Raw genomic sequence first — 23,932 nt, 5'->3', positions numbered from 1 at the left:
GCCTATTCGGCCACGGCCGGCAGCTCGGTCATCTGCGGCGCCACGGTGACGCCTGGGCGGACCCGCATCAGGCCCTTGACCACCACCGTCTCCTCGCCGCTCAGTCCCTCCCGGATCACGCGGTAGCCGTCGATGCGCGGGCCGGGCCGCACCTCCCGGGTCGAGACCTGCCCCTGCCCATCGACCAGATAGACGATGCGCCGGTTCTGGTCGCTGGCGATCGCCGCGTCGGGCAGGAGGATCCCGTCATAGGGCAGCGAGCCGGGCACGCTGACCCGGCCGAAGAGCCCGGGCTGCAGGACCAGGCCCGGGTTCGGCACCAGGGCGCGCACCCGCATGGTGCCGCTGTCCGGGTCAATGCGGTTCTCGGAGAAGTCCAAGGTCCCTTCGAAGGGCGCCTCGCGGTCGTCCGAGAGCCGGATCTCGACCTTCAGGCCGCCGCCGCCTTCCTGCAGCCTCGCGCCGCGCGCACGGGCGTTGCGGGCATAGGCCAGAAAGGAGCGCTCGTCGATGTCGAAATAGAAGTAGATGGGATCGGTGCTCACGATGTTGGTCAGCACCGTGACGTTGGCCTCGACCAGGTTGCCCTCGGACACGTAGTCGCGGTCGATCCGCCCGGTCAGAGGCGCGCGGATCTGGGTGTACTCCAGGTCGAGCTCGGCGCGATCGATCGCCGCCTTGGCCGCGGCGACCCGGGCCTGGGCCGAGAGAAAGGCCTGGCGCCGCTCGTCGCGCGCCTGCTGCGAGATGTTGCCGCGGTTGATCAGTTCCTCGGCACGGGTCAGCTCGCTGCGCGTGAAGGTCAACTCGGCTTCGGCACTGTCCAGCTCGGCCTGGGCCTGGCCGAGCGCGGTCTCGAAGGGACGCGCGTCGATGGTGAAGAGCAAGTCGCCCTCCCGGACGATCTGGCCGTCCTCGAAGGCGATCCGCTCCAGGTAGCCGCCGACCCGCGCCCGCACCTCAACCTCGCTGACCGCGGCGAAGCGGCCGACGAACTCGTCGTCCTCCACGATCGATTTCACCAGAGGCTTGGCAACCGTGACCGGCGGCGGCGGTGCGGCCGGGGCATTGGCGGCCGCCTCTTCGTCCCTGCAGCCGGCCAGCAAAAGGACCGCGAGGGCCGCCGGCATCAGCGCAAGCGGACCCGCTTTGCGAGGCAGAGCGAGGTTGCCGAAGACAAAGCGGCGGAGCGTCGAAATCATGACAGCAGTCCTGGATTTCGGTTGCAGGGCGTCGCGACGAGTTTGGCTCTTGATCCGAAACGGAGAGACCCCAGCCGCCCGGCGTGCAAGGTCGCAGCACGACCGTCCGGAGCCGCGGCAGGCCACCCATCAGTTAGATTAGGTTAACGCCGGAGTGTTTCAATTCCAGCGACACCTCGATGTCGATTGTTCGCGGGAACCTCCGGCTGCGGTCCGGTGAAGCCAGAAATGACCGGCGCGAGAAGCGGTTATCGGCAGCCGGCCCGAAATACCTCAGCACCGGAGTCGGAAAAATCTTGCCATTTAGGTCAGAATAGCTTACCTATATACCGCGCTTGCTGTTAACCATCTGGCCATAATTCGGGTAGTCTCCTGAAGGCCGGGGGGGAAGGATCATTCACACGACCGCCTGCTTCGGAGCTGAAGACACGGCATGGCACTCGCAGACGTCTCCCTCGACGACAAGTACACCCTCGACAGGGGTCGGGTCTTCCTGACCGGAACCCAAGCCCTAGTCCGCCTGCCGATGATGCAGCGCCAGCGCGATGCCGCCGCCGGCCTGAACACCGGCTGCTTCATCTCCGGCTACCGGGGCTCGCCCTTGGGCGGCGTCGACCAGCAGATCTGGCGCGCCCGCAGGTTCTTCGAGAACAACCACATCCACTTCCAGCCCGGGGTCAACGAGGACCTCGCCGCCACCGCGGTCTGGGGCAGCCAGCAAGGCGACCTCTTCGGCGACAGCAACTACGACGGTGTCTTCGCCATGTGGTACGGCAAGGGCCCCGGGGTCGACCGCTGCGGCGACGTCTTCAAGCACGGCAACTCGGCGGGCTCGGCACGCCACGGCGGCGTCCTGCTGCTGGCCGGCGACGACCATACGGCCAAGTCCTCGACCCTGGCGCACCAGTGCGAATACACCTTCATGGACGCCATGATCCCGGTCCTCAACCCGGCCGGGGTCCAAGAGTTCCTCGACCTGGGGCTCTACGGCTGGGCGATGAGCCGCTATTCGGGCTGCTGGATCGGCTTCAAGACCATCGCCGAGACGGTCGATACCTCGGCCTCGGTCTACGTCGATCCGCACCGGGTCGAGATCGCCCTGCCCGAGGACTTCGAGATGCCGGAGGGCGGGCTCAACATCCGCTGGCCCGACCAGCCGCTGGTGCAGGAGGAGCGCCTGCACCGCTACAAGGCCTATGCCGCCCTCGCCTTCGCCCGGGCCAACCGACTGGACCGCATCGTCCTGGACAGCCCGAAGCGGCGCTTCGGCATCGTCACCACCGGCAAGTCCTACCTCGACGTCATGCAGGCCCTGGAGGACCTGGGCATCGACCAGGAGCTGGCGGCCGAGATCGGCATCACGGTCTACAAGGTCGCCATGACCTGGCCGCTGGAGCGCGAGGGCGCCCGCACCTTCGCGGAGGGCCTGGAAGAGGTCCTGGTGGTCGAGGAGAAGCGCGCGGTCATCGAGAACCAGCTCAAGGAACAGCTCTACAACTGGCGCGCCGACGTGCGCCCGCGGGTCATCGGCAAGTTCGACGAGGATGGCGACTGGGCGCTGCCCTCGACCAACGAGCTGACCCCCGCCGGCATCGCCCGGGTCATCGCCAAGCGCATCGCCCGCTTCTACACCAGCGAGCGCATCCAGCAGCGCCTCGCCTTCCTGGAAGACAAGGAGAAGGCGCTGCAGCAGGAGAAGGCGCCGATTGCGCGCATCCCCTATTTCTGCTCCGGCTGCCCGCACAACTCTTCGACCAAGGTGCCCGAAGGTAGCCGGGCCCTGGCCGGAATCGGCTGCCACTACATGGTCCAGTGGATGGACCGCAACACCGACACCTTCACCCAGATGGGCGGCGAGGGCGTGACCTGGGTCGGCCAGGCGCCCTTCTCCAAGACCAAGCACGTCTTCGTCAACCTGGGCGACGGCACCTACTTCCACTCTGGAATCCTGGCGATCCGCGCCTGCGTCGCCGCCGGCGTCAACGTCACCTTCAAGATCCTCTACAACGACGCCGTGGCCATGACCGGCGGCCAGCCCATGGACGGGCCGCTGGACCCGGCGATGATCAGCCGCCAGATCCAGGGCGAGGGCGTCAAGAAGGTCGTGGTGGTCAGCGACGAGCCGGAGAAGTATCCGGCCACCACCCACTGGGCGCCCTGCGTCACCATCCGCCACCGCGACGACCTGGACGAGATCCAGAAGGACCTGCGCGACTATCCCGGCGTCACCGCGATCATCTACGACCAGACCTGCGCGGCGGAGAAGCGGCGCCGGCGCAAGCGCGGCAGCTTCCCCGACCCGGCCAAACGCGCCTTCATCAACGAGCTGGTCTGCGAGGGCTGCGGCGACTGCTCGGTCGCCTCGAACTGCGTCTCGGTGACCCCGGTGGAGACCGAGTTCGGGCGCAAGCGCGCCATCGATCAGTCTTCCTGCAACAAGGACTTCTCCTGCGTCAACGGCTTCTGCCCCAGCTTCGTGACCGTGCACGGCGGGGCCTTGCGCAAGCGCAAGACCGCCGAGACCGGCAGCATGAACTGGCCCGAGATCCCGAAGCCCCAGGTCCCAGCCCTGGACGCGCCCTACGGCATCCTGATCACCGGAGTCGGCGGCACCGGCGTGGTCACCATCGGCGCTCTGCTGGGCATGGCCGCGCACCTGGAGGGTCGCGGCTGCGCGATCCTCGACATGGCGGGCCTGGCCCAGAAGGGCGGCGCCGTGGTCAGCCACATCCGCCTGGCGCCGAAGCCGGAGGACATCCACGCCGTGCGGATCTCCGCCGGCGGCGCGCGCCTCGTCCTGGGCTGCGACCTCGTCGTCGCCGCGGGCTTCGAATCGCTCTCCAAGATGACCCCGGGCGAGAGCCACGCGGTGATCAACAGCCACGAGACCGTGACCGGCGACTTCACCCGCAACCCGGACTTCCATTTCCCGGGCCAGCGCCTGCACGAGCTGATCAAGCAGGCCAGCGGCGGCCGGGCCGACTTCCTGGAGGCGACCCGCATCGCCACCGCCCTGATGGGCGACTCCATCGCCACCAACCTCTTCATGCTCGGCTACGCTTGGCAGAAGGGCCTGGTGCCCCTGTCCGGCGACGCGATCGTCAAGGCGATCGAGGTCAACGCCGTGGCGGTCGAGGCCAATAAGCGCGCCTTCCTCTGGGGCCGGCGCGCCGCCCACGACCTGGAGGCGGTCCAGACGGCCGCGGCGCCCAAGGCCGAGCCGGAGAGCCATCACCTCTCCGAGACCCTGGACCAGGTGATCGAGCGTCGCCGGCGCTTCCTGACCGACTACCAGAACGCCGCCTACGCGGCGCGCTACCTCGCCCTGGTCGAGACGGCGCGCAGCGCCGAGGCCAGCCGCACGCCCGGCCTCGCCGGCTTCGCCGACGCCGTGGCCCGCTACGGCTTCAAGCTGATGGCTTACAAGGACGAGTACGAGGTGGCGCGGCTCTTCACCGAGGGCAACTTCGAGGCCAAGCTACGCGAGACCTTCGAGGGCGACTACAAGCTCCACTTCCACTTGGCGCCGCCGATCGTCGCCGAAAAGAACCTGGAGACGGGGCACCTCAAGAAGAAGGAATACGGGCCCTGGATCTTCACGGCCTTCAAGCTGCTGGCCAGGCTGCGCGGTCTGCGCGGCACGCCCTTCGACGTCTTCGGCTACAGCGCCGAGCGGCGGAGCGAGCGGCAGCTGATCCGAGACTACGCCGCGCTGATCGACGAGGTCGCAGGCCGGCTCGACCACGACAACCACGCCCTTGCGGTGGCCCTGGCCTCGGTGCCGGAGAAGATCCGCGGCTACGGTCACGTCAAGGAGGCCCATCTCGAGGCCGCCAAGGCCCAGGAAGCGGAACTGCTTCAGGCCTTCCGCAATCCCCAGACGGTCAGGAGCGCGGCGGAGTAGCCGCTCCGAACCCCAGAGACAAAGACTCGGATTCACCCAAGATCGCGCGTTCCTAATGAAGGGTCGCCGCCGCAGGACGCAGCGGCGAAACCGTCGGCTGGGGCGCGGAGACGCTCCGATCGGGCAGACGGCAACCTTGAGCGGCCAGCACCGCCGCAAGTCTCCTGGCCGCTTCCAAAAGGCCCGGCGCCCCCTCGCTCAAGACCAGCCATTCGGCGAGGCTGCGGGCGATTTGCGTCTCGGCGCGCTGGCAGGCGCCGAGCAGTGCCAGGATGCAGACCTCGTCGGCGCAGACGCAGGGACAGCAGGGCTGGTGATATTCGATCGGCCGCCGAGCATAGCCGCAGATCTCGCGCACCATGCCGATCAGGGCGGTCAGCAGATCGCGGCCAGCCTCGGACCCGAAAGCCACGGCCAAGTCGTTCCAGGCCAGGGACCAGAGCCGGGGATCCTTGCTGCTGGCGCCGACGATCCAGCGCCGCAGGGCCCGGAGGACCACCGCCTCGGCCTCTGCGAGCTCGGACAGTTCTCGAAGCATCAGACGGCCTCGCTCGCCGGCATCGTCGCCAAGGCGGTGGCCGTGGCACCAATGCCGGCTGTAAGCTCGGGCGCGTTTTGTTCCATGGCGTTCCCCGTAGTTGAACCGGACCCGGTAGCGCGCTGTCCCGAAGGACGGCAGGAAGCCGAATATCTCGACACGATGGTCTTCACGCTAATGAGAATGCTTCGCAATTGCAAATAGAATTCTGATGCAGACCGCTCGGATACCTGGGCCAGCGTGGCCTCGGCCTGCGAAGCGCTGCTAGAGTTCCACCCCGCTAGGCCAAGGACGGAGGAAGATCACCATGACCCAGGATGTCGCAGTCGTCGTCGGGGCCGGCCCGGGCCTCGGTGCCGCCCTCGCCCGCCGCTTCGCGCAAGCCGGCATGAAGCTTGCCGTGGCGCGGCGCCGTAAGGACGAGCTGGAGGACCTTGCGGCGGAGACCGGCGGCCGGGCCTATGCCTGCGACGCCACAGACCACGATGAGGTCGAGGCGCTCTTCGCCGCCGTCGACCGCGACCTCGGCAGCCCCGGCGTGGTCTCCTTCAACGCCGGCGCCTACCGGCCCGGCGGCATCCTGGAGATCACTCCGGAGGACTTCGAGCACTGCTGGCGAGTCGGCTGCCTGGGCGGCTTCAACGTCGGTCAGGCGGCGGCGCGGCGCATGCTCGAGGCCGGCGCCGGCACCCTGCTCTTCACCGGCGCGACGGCGGCCCTGCGGGGCAGCGCCGGCTTCGCCAACCTGGCGGTGCCGAAGTTCGGACTGCGCGCCCTGGCCCAGAGCCTGGCCCGCGAGCTGGGGCCCAAGGGCATCCACGTCGCCCACCTGATCATCGATGGCCAGATCGCCGCCGAGCGGCCCGGCTACAGTCCGGCCGAGCGCGGCGCCGACGCGGTCCTCGATCCCGCCGCCATCGCCGAAGCGGCCTATCAAATCCACCTGCAGCCGCGCAGCGCCTGGACCCAGGAGCTTGACCTCCGTCCCTGGGTCGAACGCTTCTGACGGCGCCGCGGCGGGAGACGAGGATGACCGACGACAAGGAGGAACGCCTGGTCGCGCTCGAGACCCGGTTGGCGCACCAGGAGCAGATCATCGAGGAGCTCAACGACCTGGTCTTCCAGCAGGGCCAGGCACTCGACGGCATGAAGCGGGACCTCGAACAGGTCGCCGATCGCCTGCATCAGGCCCTGCGCCGCGGCGATCTCGGCTGAGCCGCCAGGGACAGAACGCAGGGCCCCCTCAGATCTCCAGACCGACGGCGCGCTTGTAGAGGTCGAGCAGTTCCTCCTGCTCCTGGCGGTCGTTGCTGTCCATCTTTCGCAGCTTGACGACCTGGCGCATGATCTTGGTGTCGAAGCCGGTCGCCTTGGCCTCGGCATAGACCTCGCGGATGTCGGCGCTCAGCGCCGCCTTCTCTTCCTCGAGGCGCTCGACCCTCTCGATGAAGGACTTGAGCCGGTCAGCCGCGATCCCGCCCACATCGGCCATGCGTTTCATCTCCCTGTGATGTCGATCTGATGATCCGAAGCCAGTGTCCCCGGCTCCGAAGGCCGCGCACCCTAGCGGCCGGCCGGGCGAGCGGCAAGGGGCCCGAAGCGCAGGTCGCCGCGGCTCAAGCGACCGTCCTGAACTCGCCGCTGGCGCTGTCCAAGAAGGCCAGCTCGCCGGTGGCGATGCCGAAGTAGGCGCCGTGCAGGCGCAGCTCGCCGGCGGCGAGGGCCTGGGCGACGAAGGGGAAGCTGTGCAGGTTCTCGATCGACTGCCGAACCCCGGCGTGCTCGAGGGCGCGCTGGCGGGTCTCGTCCGAGGCGCCGGCGTGCTCGCTCAGCACCCTGTCGCGCGCGGGCGTCAGGATCGACATCCAGGGGCCGATGAAGCGGCCGCCGACGTCGGGGTCATTGGCGCCTTCGAGGCAGGCCCGAACGCCGCCGCAGCTGGCGTGGCCGAGGACCACGATGTTCCGGACCTTGAGCCCGGTCACGGCGAACTCCAAGGCCGCGCTGGTGCCGTGGTAGTCGCCGCCCTTGCCGCAGGGCGGCACGAGGTTGGCGACGTTGCGCACGACGAAGAGCTCGCCGGGGCCGGCCGAGAAGATCTGTGCCGGGTCAACCCGGGAGTCGCAGCAGCTGATCACCATGGTCTGCGGCACCTGGCCACGCGCGGCGAGGGTCTCGAAGAGCCGCTTCTGGGTCGGATACTCCGACCGACGGAACTGCCGATATCCCTCGATCAGGTCCTCGGTGCCGGTCGCGGTGTCCCGGGTCATGACGGCTGTGCCCCAGGACGCGCCGCAGCCTCCTCGGCCCGTTCCGACAAGGCGAAGCGCAGGACCGCGTATCCCAAGCAGGCCGAGAGGATCGACCCGCCGAGCACGCCCAGCCGGATGCCGGCGCTGTAGGCGGGGTCGGCGAAGGCGAGCGTCCCGATGAAGAGGCTCATGGTGAAGCCGATCCCGGCCAGCAGCGCGATGCCGTAGATCTGGAGCCAGGTCACGCCGCTCGGCAAGCGGCAGAGCCCGGCCCGCACGCCGAGCCAGACCGCGCCGAAAACGCCCAGCTGCTTGCCGAGGAAGAGCCCCAGCAGGATGCCCAGGGGCATCGGCTCCAGGAAGGACTGGAGCGACAGCCCGGCCAGCGGGACGCCGGCGTTGGCGAAGGCGAAGGCCGGCAGGACGCCAAAGGCGACCCAAGGATGCAGGGCGTGCTCCAGGCGCTTCAGCGGGGGTTCCTCGCCCGGCTCGCCGTTGCGCAGTGGGATCGCCATGGCCAGCACCACGCCAGCCAGGGTTGCGTGCACGCCGGACTTCAGGACGCCGACCCACATCACGATCCCGATCAGGATATAGGGCGCCAGGCGCATCACCCTTAGCCGGTTCAGAACGATCAGGGCCGTCGCCCCCACCCCGGCCACCGCCAGCGACGCCAGCGAGAGGTTGGACGTGTAATAGAGCGCGATGATGATGATCGCCCCCAGGTCGTCGAGGATCGCCAGCGCCAGAAGGAAGACCTTCAGCGCCACGGGGACCCGTGAGCCGAGCAACGCCAGAATGCCCAGCGCGAAGGCGATGTCGGTGGCTGCCGGGATGGCCCAGCCGTCCAGCAGGACCGGGTCCTGCCAATTGATCGCGACGTAAACCGCCGCGGGGACGGCCATGCCGCCGAGCGCGGCGATACCGGGCAGCATGATCTGAGACCGCGAGGACAGCTCGCCCTCCAGCACCTCGCGCTTGATCTCCAATCCGACCAGCAGGAAGAAGACCGCCATCAGGCCGTCGTTGATCCAGAGGAGCAAGGGCTTGTCGATCTCGAGCTCGCCGACCTGCACCACGACGGGGGTCGCGATCAGACCGTCGTAGAGCCCGGCCAGCGGCGAGTTGTCGAGCACCAGCGCCAGAGCCGCCGTCGACATGAGCAGCAGGCCGGCCGTCGCTTCGTGGCGCAGGAATTCCCTGATGGTCGCGATCGACACGCTTGATCCCCCGGTGAGCTACGACCCCAAAATTCCAGAGATGGTAAGGCTTATAAAAACTTCAAGAAGATCATATATTCAACGTAGAACCACGGAAAACACAGCAATACGCCGTTTCGAGGCCGCCGCCATGCTGAGCAAGCCCATGCTGACCCTGCACGAGGTCGCCGAGCTTCTGAAAGTGAAGGAAGCCACGGTGCGCGTCTGGATCAAGGAAGGCGAGCTCAGGGCCTTCAAGTTTGGCCGCGACTGGCGGGTCGCGGTCAACGACCTGGAGCGCTTCGTCGAGGCCCATGCCAACCGGGCGCCCTGACCGCCGAGGCCGGCCTCAGTGGTCCTGGTGGGCCGCCTCGAACTTGGCTTTCTGTTCCGCCGAGGCCTCGGTCTGGTACTTGGCCTTCCACTCCGCGTAGGGCATGCCGTAGACGATCTCCCGGGCCTGATCGTAGCCGATCTCAAGCCCCTTCTGCTCGGCCGCCGCGGCGTACCATTTGGACAGGCAGTTGCGACAGAAGCCCGAAAGGTTCATCAGGTCGATGTTCTGTACGTCCGTACGTTCGCGCAGATGTGCGACGAGCCGGCGAAACGCCGCAGCCTCGAGTTCGGTACGGGTCTGGTCGTCCATCCCTGGTCTCCTTGCAAGATCTTGGATCTGAGAATCCATTTAGGGTGCGGCCGCGCCGATGTCAGCGGCCAACGCGCGCGGTCGGTTCACGCGATTCCCGCCATGCTCTCCTCGATCAGAAGGTCGACCACGGCCTTGAGAGCCTCCTGGCGCTCCGCCCCCTCGGAGACCGCCTGCTCATAGACCTCGATCTGGCGATGCGCGCTGGTGCCGCGCGTGAGGATGGTCCGCGCGTGCTCGACCTCGGCGACGCAGTCGAGGGCCAGGGCGTCGACGTGGATCAGCTGCAGGATCTCCTCCAGGAGGCCCTTGTAATCGACGATCTCACCCTTGCCGAAGTCCACCAGGCCCTCGGCGACGCCGTAGCGCTGCGCCCGCCAGCGGTTCTCGCGCACCAGCATGGCGCTGTAGCGCCGCCAGCGCTGGTTCTCGCGCTTCAGGCGGTAGAGCATGCGCAGCAGGCAGATGTAGAGGGCGGCGATGCAGACGCCGTCCTCGATCCGTGGGCAGACGTCGGGAATACGCATTTCCAGGGTCGGGAAGCGCACCGAAGGCCGGACATCCCACCAGATCTTGGAGGCGTCCTCGATCAGGCCGGCCGCGGTCATGATTCCAAGGTGCCGCTGGTACTCGCTGTAGCTGTCGAAGCTCTCCGGCAGACCGGTGCGCGGCAGCTCGTCGAAGACCGAGAGTCGATAGGACATTAGTCCTGTCTTCTCGCCCCGCCAGAAGGGCGAGGAGGTCGAGAGCGCCAGAAGGTGCGGCAGGAAGTAGCTGACCTGTCCCATCAGGTCGATGCGCAGCTCGTCGTCGTCGATCCCGACGTGGGTGTGCATGCCGCAGATCAGCAGGCGCCGGGCGACCGCCTGCATGTCCCGGGCAAGGACGTTGTAGCGCTCCTTATTGGTGTGCTTCTGCTGCTCCCAGTCGGCGAAGGGATGGGTCGAGACCGCGATCGGCGCGAAGCCGTACTCCTCGGCCACCTCGGCGACCAGGCGGCGCAGATGTCCGAGCTCCTCGGCGGCCTCCTTGACCGTGTCGCAGACCCGCGTGCCGACCTCGATCTGCGACTGCAGGAACTCCGGCGTGACCTGGCCTTCCTCGACCCGCTTACCGCAGTCCTCGACCAGGTCCGGCGGGACGTCGGTCGCCAGCTCCCGGGTCTCGCGGTCGACCAGCAGGTACTCCTCTTCGATGCCGATGGTGAAGCTCGGTTCCTTGAGAGTCATGTCCCCGCCCCTGCCGTTCTTATCTCCGCATCCGCCGCGAGATCGGCCAGAATCGGCGCCAGTTCCTCGGCGATCATGGCCGCCCACGCCGCAGCGCCGTGCCGGGTGTCGATCAGGTCCTGGCGCACCTCGATCAGAAGGTTCGGCAGGCCACGCGGGTCGGCGTGCTTCTCGAGAGTATGCCCCAGCCCCGCCCGCGCGGAATAGGGCTCGTTGTCGCCGACCACCAGGCCCCGGTCGCGGAGACGGGCGATCATCGGCACCGGGAGCCGGACGTCCTCCTGCCAAAGGACGCCGACCTGCCAGGGCCGCTCGCCGCCGCGCATGACCGGCGTGAAGCTGTGGACCGAGACCACCGCAGGCGTTTCGCCGGCCGCGAGCCGTCGCTCGATCTCGGCCTCGATCGCGTCGTGATAGGGTCGGTAGAAGGTTGCCATACGGACCTCGATCGCCTCGGCCCCCAAGTCCCGGTTTCCCGGCACCACGGTGCCGTCGGAGATCTGCGGCACCAGGGTCGGGTCCTCGGGCCAGCGATTGGGGTCCACGACCAGGCGCGAGAAATGGCTGAGCAGCGCCCGGGCGTCCAGCAGCCGGGCCAACTCGCGGGTCACCTCGGCGGCGCCGATGTCCCAGGCGATGTGGCGGGCCAGCTCGGCGCCGTCCAGTCCCAGGCGGTCCAGGGCCGCGGGGATGAAGGCGCTGGCGTGATCGCAGAGCAGCAGCAGGGGCGCCGGTCCCCCGGGGTTCTCGACGACCACCGGCGCCGGTTCGTCCGGGGCCAGCAAAGCGCTCTGGGAGGCACCTGGAAATTGGGAGGCTGTAGACATCTGCATGGACTATAGTCCCGGCGGTGAAGGCCGAACAAGTCGGCCACGAGGCGCCGCGGAAGGGCAGCATGGAAGAGATACGGCCGAACACTTTCTTTTGCATTGACGGTCATACCTGCGGCAATCCGGTGCGCCTGGTCGCCGGCGGCGGTCCGCCCCTGCAGGGCGAGTCCATGAGCGCCCGGCGCCAGGACTTCCTCGCCCGCTACGACTGGATCCGCACCGGCCTGATGTTCGAGCCGCGCGGCCACGACATGATGTCCGGCGCCATCCTCTACCCGCCGACCCGCGAGGACTGCGACGTCGGCGTGCTCTTCATCGAGACCAGCGGCTGCCTGCCGATGTGCGGCCACGGCGCCATCGGGACCGTGACCTTCGCCCTAGAGCGCGGCCTGGTCCAGCCGCGGGAGGAGGGAAGGCTCGATCTCGACACCCCCGCCGGCCGGGTCGAGGCCCGCTACCGCCGGGCCGGCAGCCATGTGGAGGGGGTGCGGATCACCAACGTCGGGGCCTACCTGGCCGCTGAGGGCGTCGAAGTCGACTGCCCCGAGCTGGGGCCGCTCGAGCTGGACGTCGCCTACGGCGGCAACTTCTACGCCATCGTCGAGGCGCAGCCGAACTACTGCGATCTGGACGACCTGACGCCCGGCGACATCCTGCGGCTCTCCCCACAGCTGCGCGCCCGAATCAACGACACTCTGGAGGTCGCCCATCCCGAGGACCCGACGATTCGGGGCGTCAGCCACATGCTCTGGAGCGGCAAGCCCAAGGCGCCGGAGGCCCGGGCCCGCAACGCCGTGTTCTACGGCGAGAAAGCCATCGACCGCAGCCCCTGCGGCACCGGCACCTCGGCGCGCATGGCCCAGCTGGCGGCCCGCGGCGAACTCGAGGTCGGAGAGGACTTCGTCCACGAGAGCATCATCGGCAGCCTGTTCCACGGCCGCATAGAGGCCGAGACCCGGGTCGGCAACCATCCCGGCATCGTCCCCTCGATCGAGGGCTGGGCCCGGATCACCGGCTTCAACACGATCTTCATCGACGAGCGCGACCCCTACGCCCACGGCTTTCAGGTCGTCTGATCACCGGCGCCATGCACCCGCTGGGACAGAGATCCCGCAGCGGGCAGCCACCGCAGGACGGCGTCCCGGCGTGGCAGTAGGTCTGGCCGAGCTTCTTCAGCAGTTGATGGTGGTCGTCAAGGTCGTCGGCGTCCCAGCCGTTCGGCAGGCGGGGCACGATGTGATCGTAGGCCTCGGCGATGGCGGCGCGGGGATCCACCAAGTGCAGCCGCGCCAGCACCCGCAGGTGATGGGTGTCGATGACCAGAGCGGGCCGGCGCAGGGTGCTGAAGTTGAGGGTGGCGGCGCTCACCTTGCGGCCGACCCCCGGCAGGCGTTCGAGCCAAACGAGCGCGGATTCGACCGGCCAATCGCCCAGGAAATCGAGCTCCAGGCGCTCCCGAAGGGCGGTCAACTGATGGAGCGCCCGCTGCAGGTGCTGCGCCTTTGCCGGCCCGTAGGTGACGGGCCGGATTGCCGCTTCGACTGCTGCAGCCGGCCCGTCCCGCAGCGCCTCCCAGCTCGCGAAACGGGCGCGCAGGGCTTCGAAGGCACGCAGGGAGTCGGCGCCGAGGGTGCGGCCGCCGATGATCCCCATGACCAGCTGGCTGACCGGATCGAGAGGCCGGAAGGGACCGGGCCGTCCGAATCGGGCCAGCAGGCGGCCATGGACCTCGGCGATCAGCGCGGCCTCGCCGCTGAGTGGCAAGAGAAGCTGCATTGCGCTTCATAGTTGCACAACTAAAAGAACAAATAAAGAACATTGAGCACAGCTGCCGGCTGCGACTCTGCATGGCTGCCATGACGGCGGGATGGCTTTCACGGCGCCCCGGTCTTGGCTAGATTGGTCATACCAAAAGACCAGCCGGGTGGAGATGCCTGACGACCGACCAAATCAGCGACCGCAGGCGCCCTCGGGCGGCAGCGAGGAGGGGTTGGACCCCACCGCCGCTCAGGATCCGCGGTTCCACGAAATCCCCCGCGAACGGGTCGCAGACCGCGTGGCCCAGGAGCTGCTGCGCATGATCGCCAGCGGCAGCCTGGTCCCGGGAGAGCGCCTGCCGGGCGAACGCCAGCTGGCGCAGATGATGAACGTCAGCCGGGTCTCGGTCCGGGCCGCCCTGCAGCAGCTCAAGGCCCAGGGCCTGGTCTCCGCGACCCAGGGCGGCAGCACCCGGATCATCGCCAGCTCCGAGAATCTCGACCGCGGCCTGGGCCGGCTGGTCCGCGCCGACCTTCGGAACCTGCTGGACCTGGCCGAGCTCAGAGCCCAGCTCGAGGCCTGGGCGGCGCGCCGGGCGGCCCGGCTGGCCGAGCCGGAACAGCTCGAGGAGATCGCCCGGCTCTTCGCGGTCATGGCCGATCCCGCGCGCGAGCCCAAGCACAAGGCCGAGGACGATTTCGCCTTCCACATGGCGATCGCGCGGGCCTCGCACAGCCCGGTCTACCTTCATCTGCTGAGCGTGCTGGGCGACATCTTCAGCGAAAACTGCGCCTTCCATCGTTTCGAGCTCTGCCCGACGCCGGAGGACGACCGCCGCTTCCTGGCCCAGCACCGGGCGGTGCTGGAGGCGATCCAGGCCGGCGACGAGGCGGCGGCGGCCAAGGCCATGACGGACCACCTCTCCTCCGTGATCGCCGCCTATGCCGCCCCACCGGAGCCGGCCCCGGCCGCCGCGACCGGCGGCCGGCCATGACCGTCGCCGAGCCCCGCGCCTTTCTGCGCCGGCTCTTCCAAGCGGCGCTGGACGCCGCCGACCCGGCCCTGGTCGTACCGCCGCACCTGCCGCCACCGCCCAGCGGCCGAACCCTCGTGCTCGGCGCCGGCAAGGCCTCCGCGGCCATGGCCGCCGCGGTCGAGGCGAACTGGCCGGCCGAACGGTTGGACGACCTATCCGGCCTGGTCGTGACCCGCTACGGCCACGGCACGGACTGCCGCCGGATCGAGATCGTCGAGGCCGCGCACCCGGTCCCCGACCCGGCCGGCCGCCGAGCCGCGGAGCGCATCCTCGAGTTGGCCCGGGATGCCGGCCCCGATGACCTGGTGCTCTGCCTGATCTCCGGCGGCGGCTCGGCGCTCCTGTCCCTGCCGGCAGCGGGCGTGACCCTGGAAGACAAGCAGGAAGTCTCGCGCACCCTGCTGCGCTGCGGGGCGACGATCTCAGAGATGAACTGCCTGCGCAAGCACCTTTCGGCGATCAAGGGCGGCCGCCTGGCCGCCGCCGCGGCGCCGGCCAAGGTGCTGACGCTGCTGATCTCCGACGTGCCCGGCGACGACCCCGCGACCATCGCCTCGGGCCCGACGGTGCCCGACCCGACCAGCTTCGCCGAGGCCCGTGCGGTCCTGGAGCGCTATGGCATCACGCCGCCGGACGCGGTGCAACGCCACCTGGCGGCGGCCGAGGACGAGACCCCGAAGCCGGGCGATCCCCGGCTCGCCGGCGCCGAGGCGGTCATGGTCGCCCGGCCCGTCGGTGCCCTGGAGGCCGCCGCCGAGGCCGTCCGGGCGGCCGGGGCCGACGTCCGGATCCTTGGCGACGACCTGGAAGGCGAGGCTCGCGACCTCGGCCGGCAGCAGGCCGAGGAGGCCTTGGCCCTGCTGCCCGTCGACCGGCCCTTGGTCCTGCTCTCCGGCGGCGAGACCACGGTGACCATGACCGGCAAGGGCCGGGGCGGCCGCAATGCCGAGTACCTGCTCGGCCTGACCCTCGCCGCCGCGGGCGACCCCCGGCTGTACGCCATCGCCTGCGACACCGACGGCATTGACGGCTCAGAGGACAACGCCGGCGCTATCACCGGACCGGACAGCCTGGGCCGGGCGCGGGACCTCGGCCTGGACCCCGAGGCCTGCCTGGCCGGCCACGACAGCTACGGCTTTTTCGAGGCGCTGCACGACCTGGTGGTCACCGGCGCGACCCTGACCAATGTCAACGACTTCCGCGCCATCCTCCTGCTGCCCGAATAGGCGGTAACCCGCAGAATTGTCCCCAGGTCTTCACAAAAGGGCGCTAAGCTTCCCGTATGCGACGTATACGTAAAGCCAAGGTCGTGGCCACCCTCGGGCCCTCCTCCTCGGACGCCAAGACCATCCGCGCCTTGGTCGAGGCCGGCGCCGACGTCTTCCGCCTGAACTTCAGCCACGGCAATCACGACGACCACCGGTCCCGCGTCGACGTCATCCGCAAGCTGGAGCGCGAGCTCGACCACCCGATCGGGATCCTCATGGACCTGCAAGGGCCGAAGCTCCGGGTCGGCGAGCTGGCGGGCGGCAAGGCAACGCTTGCGCCCGGCGCGCACTTCCGCCTCGACTTGGACCCGGCGCCCGGCAGCGCCGAGCGCGCGTCCCTGCCCCACCCGGAGATCTTCGAGGCCCTGGAGACCGACGCCGAGATCCTGCTCGACGACGGCAAGCTGCGGCTGCGGGTGACCAAGCTGGGCCGGGACTTCGCCGAGACCCAGGTGGTCACCGGAGGGACGCTCAAGGACCACAAGGGCGTCAACCTGCCGGGCGTGGTCATGAACATCTCGCCCTTGACCGACAAGGACCGCCGCGACCTGCAGTTCGGCCTCGACCTGGGCGCCGACTGGGTCGCGATGTCCTTCGTGCAGCGGCCGGAGGACATCGCCGAGGGGCGCCGCCTGATCGCCGGCCGGGCGGCGATCATGGCCAAGATTGAGAAGCCGGCGGCGTTGAACCACCTGAGCGAGCTGGTCGAGAGCGCCGACGGCTTCATGGTCGCCCGCGGCGACCTCGGCGTCGAACTGGCCCCCGAGGAGGTCCCCGGCCGCCAGAAGGAGATCATCCGCCTCTGCCGCCTGGCTGGAAAACCGGTGATCGTCGCCACCCAGATGCTGGAATCCATGATCTCGGCCCCGGCGCCCACCCGCGCCGAAGCCTCCGACGTGGCCACCGCGGTCTACGACGGCGCCGACGCGGTCATGCTCTCCGCCGAGTCCGCCGCCGGCGACTACCCGGTGGAAGCGGTGCAGATGATGGACCGGATCATCGCCAGGACCGAGGGCGACCGGCACTACGCGCCGATCATCCAGGCCCTGCACCCGGAGCCGGAGAAGACCGCGCCGGACGCCATCTCGGCGGCCGCGGCCCAGGTCGCCGAGACCATCTCTGCCGCCGCCATCGTCAGCTACACCACCTCGGGCTCGACCGCCCTGCGTGCCGCCCGGGAACGCCCGGTGGTGCCGATCCTGGTCCTGACCTCGAAGCTCGCGACGGCCCGCCAGCTGGCCCTGCTCTGGGGCGCGCACAGCGTCCACACCGCTGACGTCCGCGACTTCCAGGAGATGGTCGGCAAGGCCTGCCGGCTGGCAGCGAAGGAGAAGCTGGCGGACAGCGGCGACCGCCTGGTGATCACCGCCGGCGTGCCCTTCGGCACCCCGGGGGCGACCAACGTCTTGCGTATCGCCTGGGTGGACTGAACCGAAGCGTCGGACTCACTCGGCCCCGGCCGGGGCGGCGGCGGGGCGTACCCGCCGCGAACGGCGCAGCGAGTCCAGCGTGAAGATGCCCAAGGCCGCCCAGATGCACAGGAAGGTGACCAGATGCACCCGGGTGAAGGTCTCGCCGAAGGCGAAGATGGCGAGCAGGAACTGACAACTGGGCGCCAGGTACTGGAACATGCCGACGGTGGAGAGGCGCAGCCGCCGGGCGGCGCTGGTGAAGCACAGCAGGGGCGTTGCCGAGACCAGGCCCGCCGCCAGCAGGAGCAGGACGTCGGCGGGGCTGCCGCTGCCGAAGAATCCGGTCTTGCCGCCGACCGCCAGCAGATAGACCAAGGCGAGCGGCAGCATCAGACCGGTCTCGACCAGCAGGCCCTCGGCCGAGCCGATGGCGACCGTCTTGCGGATCAAACCGTAGAACCCGAAGGTCACCGCCAGGGACAAGGCGACCCAGGGCAGACCTGAGGTAGCGACGCCGAGGTTCAGGACTCCCAGGGCGGCCAGCGCCACGGCGGCGCCCTGGAGCCGTGAGAGACGCTCGCCCAGGACCAGCACCCCGAGCAGCACGCTGATCAGCGGATTGATGAAATAGCCGAGGCTGGTCTCCAGCACCCGCTCCGCCACGACCGCCCAGATGTAGATGAACCAGTTGACCGAGATTAACGCCGTGCTGAGCGCCAGCAGCCCGAGGGTCCGGCGGTCGCGGAGCGCCCGTCCGATGGGCGCCCAGCCGCGGGTGGCCGTGACCAGGGCCGCCAGCAGCGCGACGGTCCAGACCACGCGATGGGCCAGCACCTCCAGCTCCGGCAGATGGGCGACGGCCTTGAAGTAGACCGGATTGACTCCCCAGATGCCGAAGGCAGAAAGTGCGAAGAGCACCCCCGAGACGGCCTGCTTCCTTTCGTCCTGCCGTGCCATCCGCGCCCCGGCCCGCCTGTGGAGCGTCAATCTAGCCGAGGCCGCCCGGCACGCCACATGCCGACTTCGCATGGCGGTCATGCAGGGGCCGCGCGTGGCTCAGATCGCGCTGTCCTTGAGAAGCTTGCGCAGCGCCTCGGCGTTGAACCGCGCGCCGGGCAGCTGCGGGTTGAGATCCAGGGCGGCCTCGAAGGCGCCCAGGGCCTCCTCGCTGCGGCCCAAATCCTGGAGGATCAACCCGCGCCCGGACAGCGCGCCGAAGTGGCGCGGCTCCAGGTTGAGGGTCCGGACGATGTCCTCCAGCGAGTTCTCGTAAGCGCCGATGAGGTAGTGGACCGTCGCCCGCTTGTTCCAGCCCTCGGCAAAGTCCGGCGCCAGCACGACCATGCTGTCGAAGCTGCGCAGGGCGGTCACGAAGTCGCGCCGCTGCATGGCGGCGACCCCCTCGCTCATCAGGGCATTGACGGCATCGTCTTCGGAGGTCAGCCAGATCTCCCAGATCGCGTGCTCGACGGCCTGCGCGGCAAGATGGTCGGGGGCGTGGTAGAGCTGCTCGAAGAGCCGGTCGAGGCGCGGGTCGTCCTGGTCGGCCGCAGCCGGCGTCGCCAGACCCAGAAGCAGAAGCAAGACGATTGCGGTTCGCGCCATCACGTATTCTAGTATGGCGCAGATCCCGAAGCGAACGCAGGTCTTTTTGGGACCCATCGAATCAGTTGCGCAGGATCGAGGAGCGGCGATGTCTGTCAGCCAGTACTTTTCTTCGGACTACACGGAAGCGCGGCGAAGGTTCCTCGACGCCGCGCAGGCCGCCGGCGCCCGGGTCGAGCACCACGAGAACCCCGGCCGCGGCCCGAACGACGAGGCGCTCGTCACCGACGCCGCCTGGCTGGGCCCGGAGGCGCCCCGCAACCTTCTGCTGACAGTTTCGGGCACCCACGGCGCCGAGGGCTTCTGCGGCTCCGGTGTGCAGCTCGGCTGGTTGGAGAGCGGTCTCTACAAGGAGCTTCCGCCCGATACCGCGTCCCTGCAGATCCACGCCATCAACCCGCATGGTTTCGCCTGGATCCGCCGGGTCACCGAGGACAACGTCGATCTGAACCGCAACTTCGTCGACCACGCGGCCCCCTATCCGGACAACCCGGGCTACCGCGACCTGGCCGAGATCCTCTGCCCGACTGAGTGGAACGACTCGGTGATCGCCGAGACCGAGGCGCAGCTGGCGGCCTACGGCGAGCGGGAAGGCGGCCACGCTCTGCAGATGGCGATCTCCGGTGGCCAGTACAGCCATCCCGAGGGCATCTTCTACGGCGGCCGGGAGGACACCTGGTCGCGGCGGACCCTGCTCGAGATCCTGGGCCGCCTGCCCGCCTCCGCCGAGCAGGTCGCGATCATCGACTACCACACCGGCCTCGGGCCACGGGGCTACGGCGAGCGGATCTGTGCCCATCGCCCGGACAGCGGCGCCCTTAAGCGGGCCGAGCAGTGGTACGAGGGCGACATGACCTGCCCCAGCCTCGGCACGTCCTCGGCCTGCGAGCTGAACGGGGTCAACCTCCAGGGCATGGAGCGGGCGCTGTCCGATGTCGCTGTCACCGGCATCGCGCTGGAGTACGGCACCCTGCCCACGCCCCTGGTCCGCCGCGCCCTGCGCGCCGACAACTGGCTGCATGTCCACGGCGACCTCGAGTCGCCCAAGGGCCGCGCCATCAAGGCGCAGATCCGCGAAGCCTTCTATCAGGACGCCGAGGACTGGAAGCAGATGATCTGGGACCGCGCCGTCGAGACCCAGCGCCTGGCGCTCCGGGGCATGGCCGAATCCTGACGGCGAAGGGCCGGGCGGCCGTCAGGCGCTCAGGGGCTGCAGCAAGTCCTGGGTGCCGTCCTCGGGCAGGACGCTGATCTTGAAGAAGCGGTAGATCTCGCGCAGGCGATCCAAGGTGATGCCTTCGCGCTGCTCCACCGCGAGCGGATGGTCGGTCGGCTCCAGCTCGATGAAGGGCCGCAGGCCGCCGTCGCGCAGGTGGGCGCGGGCCTTCAGCTCGGTGGTCTTGGGAAAGAGCTCGATGTTGCTAGAGAACCAGCCCAGAAAGGAGCCTTCCTCGGCCCGGCGGTCGACGTCGTAGAGCTCGACGAAGCGCTCGTAGTCCGCCTCGCTCAGGGACACCCAGGTGCCCCAGGCGAAGACCTCCTCGGTCCCGATCACGGGGATCTCGAGACAGCCGCGGATGAAGAACCACGTGTCGTCGATGACGCAGGAGTCGCTGGTCAGCTCGCAGCGATCCTCGCGCTCGGCCTCGGGCACGTCCAGGTAGAAGACGGGATAGGACCAGCCAATGTCCGGAATTCCGCTGTGGAAGTCGCCGCAGCTGGCGCACTTGAAACGAAACATCTATCCGTCCTCCGCGCGCGGCCCTCACGCCGCCTGAAGGCAGGCGGCCGAACCCGCACGAAACGGGCTCCCGGTGCCGCCACAGCCGAGAGCCAGCAGCTTGCCGCAAGGTGATGGACAATTGGTGAAGGCGGCGCCGAAGATTGCTTAGGCCTTATGGCCTATGCTTTGTCGGGAAGAAACATCGCCCGCTTCGCCCATAGCTTGCCTCCGGGAAGAGACATCGACGCGGTCCGGGCGGCGGTCAGCAGTCGAGGTTGCGCCGCCTGGTCCGCTCGGGCGGCCGCTCGAAGGGCTGCGTCAAGGGCAGGATCCAGTCGGCGTGCCAAAGATCGCGTTCGATCGGCACCAGGTCGCGCTCCGGATCGATCAGCAGCGCGGCCCGCCGGCCGTTGAGGGAGGCGCAGACCCGGGCGCGGACCTCCACGTTCTTCAGGCCCTCCTCCTCGGCCCAGACCTGCGCCAGGTAGTGGGCGAACTGTAGAATCATATCGGGGCGTGTCGGCATCTTCCGCGCCTGGTGCGGCAGCAGGAAATCCTCGGGATGGACGGTCCATTTCACGCCGCTGGCCGGGTCCAGGACGGTGAAGAACGCCTCGGCCTTCTTGTCGCGCAGCTTCATCTGCCAGGCGAAGCGGTGGCCTTCCTCGTTCCAGTGCGGGCTGCCGGGATAGAGCAGGTGGCGCAGGGGCACCAGGATCTGCACCGCCAGCCAGAGCCCGATGAAGGCGAGCAGGGCGCGGCGCGCGAAGCGGCTCGGCCCCTGGGGTTCGATGGCCTGGCTAGACATCGGCGACCCTCCGCTCCGAGGAGACGAGGCGCCCGAGCGCCTGCCGCAGCCGCTCGATCAGGCGGCGCGGCCAGTCCGGATCGAAGAACATCAGGGTCCCGAGCATGGCCACCCAGGGGAAGATGCCGATCCGGAATATAAAGTGGTTGGCCAGGTGGAAGGCGAAGTAGACCACCGCGACCGGCAGTCGCGTGCGCCGGAACAGCAGCAGCGGGGCGCCCACGATGTGCAGCAGGATCACCCCGTAGGCGCCGACCGCGATCACCCAGTCCTCCAGGAACAGGGGCCCGATCAGCGGCGCGTCGGCCCGGCGGGCCAGCCACATGGCCAGCGGCTCCAGGCGCAGCCAGTCCGGGTTGACCTTCACGATGCCGGCGAAGATGTACATGATCTCGAACTGCATCACGAAGAGCCATACGGCCCAGGCCGGCACCTCCGTCGGGACGGCCCGGCGGCGCCGGGCGAGCAGCGCGTCGAGCGACCAGATCCGGCTGGCCGGCACCAGCATCATCAGGAAGGCGATCATGCTGACCAGAACGAAGTGGTTCAGATAGCGCGCCTGATCCAGAAGGAAGACGTAGGTGAAGGCGAAAAAGAAGACGACGATCGCGACCCGGTAGAACAGCCCGACCATGATCATCACCGAGAGCACGGCCAGCAGCACGAAGTGCCAATACATGCCGTCGCCGGGCCAAGGCGCGACCCATTCGAAGCCATAGTACTTGAAGTAGAATTCCGGATCGATGTAGTAGCGCGCGATCCAGCCGTGCTCCCAGAAGCGCCAGCACTCGACCAGCATGATCAGGCCGAAGCCGATGCGGAAGAACGCCAGGGAGGAGGCGTCCACCGGCTTGAAGAGGCCGTCCTCGAGGCGTCCGAGGAGCCCCGCCTGCGCCGGCGCGCCCGGCGTTCGGGTTTCGATTCCGCCGTTCTCCTTGCCAGGCATCGTCCCTCCGCGCGGTGTTCATGCGATCTGCCGCTAGAGCGGGATGATTTGAAGTCGATTGGACTTCAAACCTGAATCCCGCTCTACTTCAGCAGTTTAGAGCGGGATTCAGATATGAGGTTGCGTCAACCTCATATCATCGTGCTCTAGGCACCTCCGGCGGGGCAGATCGCCGCCGGGTTCTGCAACCTATGATGGCTCGAAACGCCCCGTCGGAGTCAAGTGCGGTGGGCCTGCGCCTACTGCGCTGCCGCGGCCGGCCTTTCGAACCCGGCCTGAATACGGCCTTCCAGAGCCTTGGGCAAAGGGCCGCCTGTGGCCCAGTCGAGCAGCTCCACCGTGTGCAGGATGGGAATTGCCGTGCCGCCGGCGATCTGCGTCATGCAGCCGATGTTGCCGGTGGCGATGACGTCGGGCGTCGTGCTCTCGATGTTCGCCACCTTGCGATCGCGGAGCTGCCGGGCGATCTCCGGTTGCAGCAGGTTGTAGGTGCCGGCGGAGCCGCAGCAGAGGTGGCCCTCGGGCACTTCCCGGACCGCGAAGCCGGCCGCGGTCAGGAGCTGCTTTGGCGGGGCGGTCACCTTCTGGCCGTGCTGCAGCGAGCAGGCGGCGTGGTAGGCCACCGTCAGGCCCGAGGCGACGCTCGGGGCGGCCAGCCCGAAGTCGGCCATGAACTCGGAGATATCTTTCGTCAGCTCGGAGATGCGCGCCGCCGGGGCCGCCCACTCGGCGTCCTCGCGCAGCATGAAGCCGTAGTCCTTGACCGTGGTGCCACAGCCCGAGGCGTTGATGATCACCGCGTCCAGGCCCTCGCCCTCGAGCTCCCGGGTCCAGGCGCCGACGTTGGCCTTGGCCGAGGCCAGGGCCGGCGCCTCCTTGCCCATGTGGTGGGTCAGGGCGCCACAGCAGCCGGCGCCCTTGGCGACCACGACCTCGACCCCGTGCCGGGTCAGCAGCCGGATCGTGGCCTCGTTGATCTCGGGCGCCAGGACCTGCTGGGCGCAGCCGTTCATCAGCGCCACCCTTGCCCGGCGCGGCCCCTCGGCCGGAAAGGCCTGGGGCAGGTCGCAGCGGCTGGCGGTCGGGATCGCAGCCGGCGTCAGGGCCAGCATGGCGCCGATCCGGCCCGGAAAGAGCTTGGCGAAGGGGCGGGCGAACCAGGCACCGACCAGGGCCAGGCGGAAGCGGCCCGGAATCGGCAGAAGCCAGGCGAAGAGCGAGCGCAGCAAGCGGTCGAAAAGCGGCCGCCGATAGGTCCGCTCGATGTGGGTGCGGGCGTGGTCGACCAAGTGCATGTAGTGCACGCCCGAGGGGCAGGTGGTCATGCAGGACAGGCAGGAGAGGCAGCGGTCGATGTGCTTGACCACCTGGGCGCTGGCCGGGCGGTCGTTCTCCAGCATGTCCTTGATCAGGTAGATTCGCCCGCGCGGCGAGTCGAGCTCGTCGCCCAGAAGCACGTAGGTGGGGCAGGTCGCGGTGCAGAAGCCGCAGTGGACGCAGGTCCGCAGGATCTTCTCGGCCTCGGCGACGTCGGGATCGGCCAGCTGCGTCAGGGTGAAGTTGGTCTGCATGCCGT

The 23,932-nt window shown here is 68.8% G+C and carries 24 protein-coding genes; 9 read left to right on the top strand and 15 right to left on the bottom strand.

Annotated features, from left to right (window positions below; all coding sequences use genetic code 11):
- Positions 1–2: 2 nt before the first annotated feature.
- Positions 3–1,202 (bottom strand): efflux RND transporter periplasmic adaptor subunit, encoded by a 1,200-nt coding sequence (locus QNJ30_03060; protein ID MDJ0942413.1) that lies wholly within the window; start codon positions 1,200–1,202, stop codon positions 3–5.
- A 433-nt stretch (positions 1,203–1,635) separates the two neighbouring features.
- Between QNJ30_03060 and QNJ30_03055 the strand changes: the two genes are divergently transcribed.
- Positions 1,636–5,106 (top strand): indolepyruvate ferredoxin oxidoreductase family protein, encoded by a 3,471-nt coding sequence (locus QNJ30_03055; protein ID MDJ0942412.1) that lies wholly within the window; start codon positions 1,636–1,638, stop codon positions 5,104–5,106.
- A 52-nt stretch (positions 5,107–5,158) separates the two neighbouring features.
- Here QNJ30_03055 and QNJ30_03050 read toward each other — a convergent pair whose 3' ends face one another.
- Complete coding sequence (locus tag QNJ30_03050; protein ID MDJ0942411.1) at positions 5,159–5,644, bottom strand: hypothetical protein; 486 nt, start codon at positions 5,642–5,644, stop codon at positions 5,159–5,161.
- A 307-nt stretch (positions 5,645–5,951) separates the two neighbouring features.
- Here QNJ30_03050 and QNJ30_03045 point away from each other — a divergent pair, with 307 nt between their 5' ends.
- A complete protein-coding gene (locus QNJ30_03045) occupies positions 5,952–6,650 on the top strand; it encodes an SDR family NAD(P)-dependent oxidoreductase (protein ID MDJ0942410.1) in 699 nt (232 codons plus the stop codon).
- 23 nt (positions 6,651–6,673) lie between these two features.
- On the top strand, positions 6,674–6,859 hold the full coding sequence (locus QNJ30_03040) for a SlyX family protein (GenBank protein ID MDJ0942409.1): 186 nt from the start codon (positions 6,674–6,676) through the stop codon (positions 6,857–6,859).
- A gap of 28 nt (positions 6,860–6,887) precedes the next feature.
- On the opposite strand, the gene QNJ30_03035 is transcribed toward QNJ30_03040, so the two are convergent.
- From QNJ30_03035 to nhaA, 3 genes are all read right to left on the bottom strand, one after another.
- Positions 6,888–7,136 (bottom strand): DUF2312 domain-containing protein, encoded by a 249-nt coding sequence (locus QNJ30_03035; GenBank protein ID MDJ0942408.1) that lies wholly within the window; start codon positions 7,134–7,136, stop codon positions 6,888–6,890.
- A 124-nt stretch (positions 7,137–7,260) separates the two neighbouring features.
- A complete protein-coding gene (locus QNJ30_03030; GenBank protein ID MDJ0942407.1) occupies positions 7,261–7,914 on the bottom strand; it encodes a carbonic anhydrase in 654 nt (217 codons plus the stop codon).
- On the bottom strand, positions 7,911–9,116 hold the full coding sequence (gene nhaA, locus QNJ30_03025; GenBank protein MDJ0942406.1) for a Na+/H+ antiporter NhaA: 1,206 nt from the start codon (positions 9,114–9,116) through the stop codon (positions 7,911–7,913). The genes QNJ30_03030 and nhaA overlap by 4 nt, the downstream gene beginning before the upstream one ends.
- 130 nt (positions 9,117–9,246) lie before the next feature.
- Between nhaA and QNJ30_03020 the strand changes: the two genes are divergently transcribed.
- Positions 9,247–9,429 carry a helix-turn-helix domain-containing protein gene (locus tag QNJ30_03020; GenBank protein MDJ0942405.1) on the top strand — a complete coding sequence of 61 codons (183 nt, stop codon included), beginning with the start codon at positions 9,247–9,249 and terminating at the stop codon, positions 9,427–9,429.
- A 15-nt stretch (positions 9,430–9,444) separates the two neighbouring features.
- Here QNJ30_03020 and QNJ30_03015 read toward each other — a convergent pair whose 3' ends face one another.
- The 3 genes from QNJ30_03015 to QNJ30_03005 all read right to left on the bottom strand — a co-directional run bounded on the left by QNJ30_03015 (position 9,445) and on the right by QNJ30_03005 (position 11,803).
- The gene (locus QNJ30_03015; protein MDJ0942404.1) at positions 9,445–9,741 is read right to left on the bottom strand and encodes a DUF1244 domain-containing protein; all 297 of its coding nucleotides are present in this window, start codon (positions 9,739–9,741) and stop codon (positions 9,445–9,447) included.
- Positions 9,742–9,827: 86 nt separating this feature from the next.
- Positions 9,828–10,970 (bottom strand): carboxylate-amine ligase, encoded by a 1,143-nt coding sequence (locus QNJ30_03010; protein MDJ0942403.1) that lies wholly within the window; start codon positions 10,968–10,970, stop codon positions 9,828–9,830.
- Positions 10,967–11,803, bottom strand: coding sequence for an N-formylglutamate amidohydrolase (locus QNJ30_03005; protein MDJ0942402.1), 837 nt, complete (start codon positions 11,801–11,803; stop codon positions 10,967–10,969). Before QNJ30_03005 ends, QNJ30_03010 begins: the two co-directional genes overlap by 4 nt.
- A 71-nt stretch (positions 11,804–11,874) precedes the next feature.
- On the opposite strand from QNJ30_03005, the gene QNJ30_03000 reads away from it, so the two are divergent.
- Positions 11,875–12,876 carry a 4-hydroxyproline epimerase gene (locus QNJ30_03000; GenBank protein ID MDJ0942401.1) on the top strand — a complete coding sequence of 334 codons (1,002 nt, stop codon included), beginning with the start codon at positions 11,875–11,877 and terminating at the stop codon, positions 12,874–12,876.
- Here the strand turns inward: QNJ30_03000 and QNJ30_02995 are convergent.
- Entirely contained in the window at positions 12,830–13,576 is a 747-nt protein-coding gene (locus QNJ30_02995) for a Fe-S cluster assembly protein HesB (GenBank protein ID MDJ0942400.1), read from the bottom strand. The genes QNJ30_03000 and QNJ30_02995 overlap by 47 nt on opposite strands.
- A gap of 214 nt (positions 13,577–13,790) precedes the next feature.
- On the opposite strand from QNJ30_02995, the gene QNJ30_02990 reads away from it, so the two are divergent.
- From QNJ30_02990 to pyk, 3 genes are read left to right on the top strand one after another with little or no spacing between them, the layout of a single operon-like run.
- A complete protein-coding gene (locus QNJ30_02990) occupies positions 13,791–14,552 on the top strand; it encodes an FCD domain-containing protein (GenBank protein ID MDJ0942399.1) in 762 nt (253 codons plus the stop codon).
- Positions 14,549–15,820 carry a glycerate kinase gene (locus QNJ30_02985; GenBank protein MDJ0942398.1) on the top strand — a complete coding sequence of 424 codons (1,272 nt, stop codon included), beginning with the start codon at positions 14,549–14,551 and terminating at the stop codon, positions 15,818–15,820. Before QNJ30_02990 ends, QNJ30_02985 begins: the two co-directional genes overlap by 4 nt.
- Positions 15,821–15,876: 56 nt before the next feature.
- Positions 15,877–17,292: a pyruvate kinase gene (pyk, locus tag QNJ30_02980; GenBank protein ID MDJ0942397.1), complete on the top strand. Its 1,416-nt coding sequence runs from the start codon at positions 15,877–15,879 to the stop codon at positions 17,290–17,292.
- A gap of 15 nt (positions 17,293–17,307) precedes the next feature.
- Here the strand turns inward: pyk and rarD are convergent, their stop codons facing one another.
- Together rarD and QNJ30_02970 are read right to left on the bottom strand one after the other, a co-directional pair.
- Positions 17,308–18,231: an EamA family transporter RarD gene (rarD, locus tag QNJ30_02975; protein MDJ0942396.1), complete on the bottom strand. Its 924-nt coding sequence runs from the start codon at positions 18,229–18,231 to the stop codon at positions 17,308–17,310.
- A gap of 99 nt (positions 18,232–18,330) precedes the next feature.
- Positions 18,331–18,879 carry a tetratricopeptide repeat protein gene (locus QNJ30_02970; GenBank protein MDJ0942395.1) on the bottom strand — a complete coding sequence of 183 codons (549 nt, stop codon included), beginning with the start codon at positions 18,877–18,879 and terminating at the stop codon, positions 18,331–18,333.
- Between the two features lie 88 nt (positions 18,880–18,967).
- Between QNJ30_02970 and QNJ30_02965 the strand changes: the two genes are divergently transcribed.
- Positions 18,968–20,053: a M14 family metallopeptidase gene (locus QNJ30_02965; GenBank protein MDJ0942394.1), complete on the top strand. Its 1,086-nt coding sequence runs from the start codon at positions 18,968–18,970 to the stop codon at positions 20,051–20,053.
- A gap of 21 nt (positions 20,054–20,074) precedes the next feature.
- Here QNJ30_02965 and QNJ30_02960 read toward each other — a convergent pair whose 3' ends face one another.
- From QNJ30_02960 to glcF, 4 genes are all read right to left on the bottom strand, one after another.
- Entirely contained in the window at positions 20,075–20,620 is a 546-nt protein-coding gene (locus QNJ30_02960; protein MDJ0942393.1) for a DUF2199 domain-containing protein, read from the bottom strand.
- A gap of 244 nt (positions 20,621–20,864) precedes the next feature.
- Positions 20,865–21,410: an HTTM domain-containing protein gene (locus QNJ30_02955; protein ID MDJ0942392.1), complete on the bottom strand. Its 546-nt coding sequence runs from the start codon at positions 21,408–21,410 to the stop codon at positions 20,865–20,867.
- Positions 21,403–22,356, bottom strand: a complete 954-nt coding sequence (locus tag QNJ30_02950) for an HTTM domain-containing protein (GenBank protein MDJ0942391.1) — start codon at positions 22,354–22,356, stop codon at positions 21,403–21,405. Before QNJ30_02950 ends, QNJ30_02955 begins: the two co-directional genes overlap by 8 nt.
- 239 nt (positions 22,357–22,595) lie before the next feature.
- Positions 22,596–23,927: a glycolate oxidase subunit GlcF gene (gene glcF, locus QNJ30_02945; GenBank protein MDJ0942390.1), complete on the bottom strand. Its 1,332-nt coding sequence runs from the start codon at positions 23,925–23,927 to the stop codon at positions 22,596–22,598.
- Between the last annotated feature and the right edge of the window lie 5 nt (positions 23,928–23,932).

Source organism: Kiloniellales bacterium (genome assembly GCA_030066685.1).
Classification (GTDB): domain Bacteria; phylum Pseudomonadota; class Alphaproteobacteria; order Kiloniellales; family JAKSBE01; genus JAKSBE01.
Note: the sequence above shows the minus strand (reverse complement) of the source record. Positions and strands in the feature narration are given on the sequence as shown.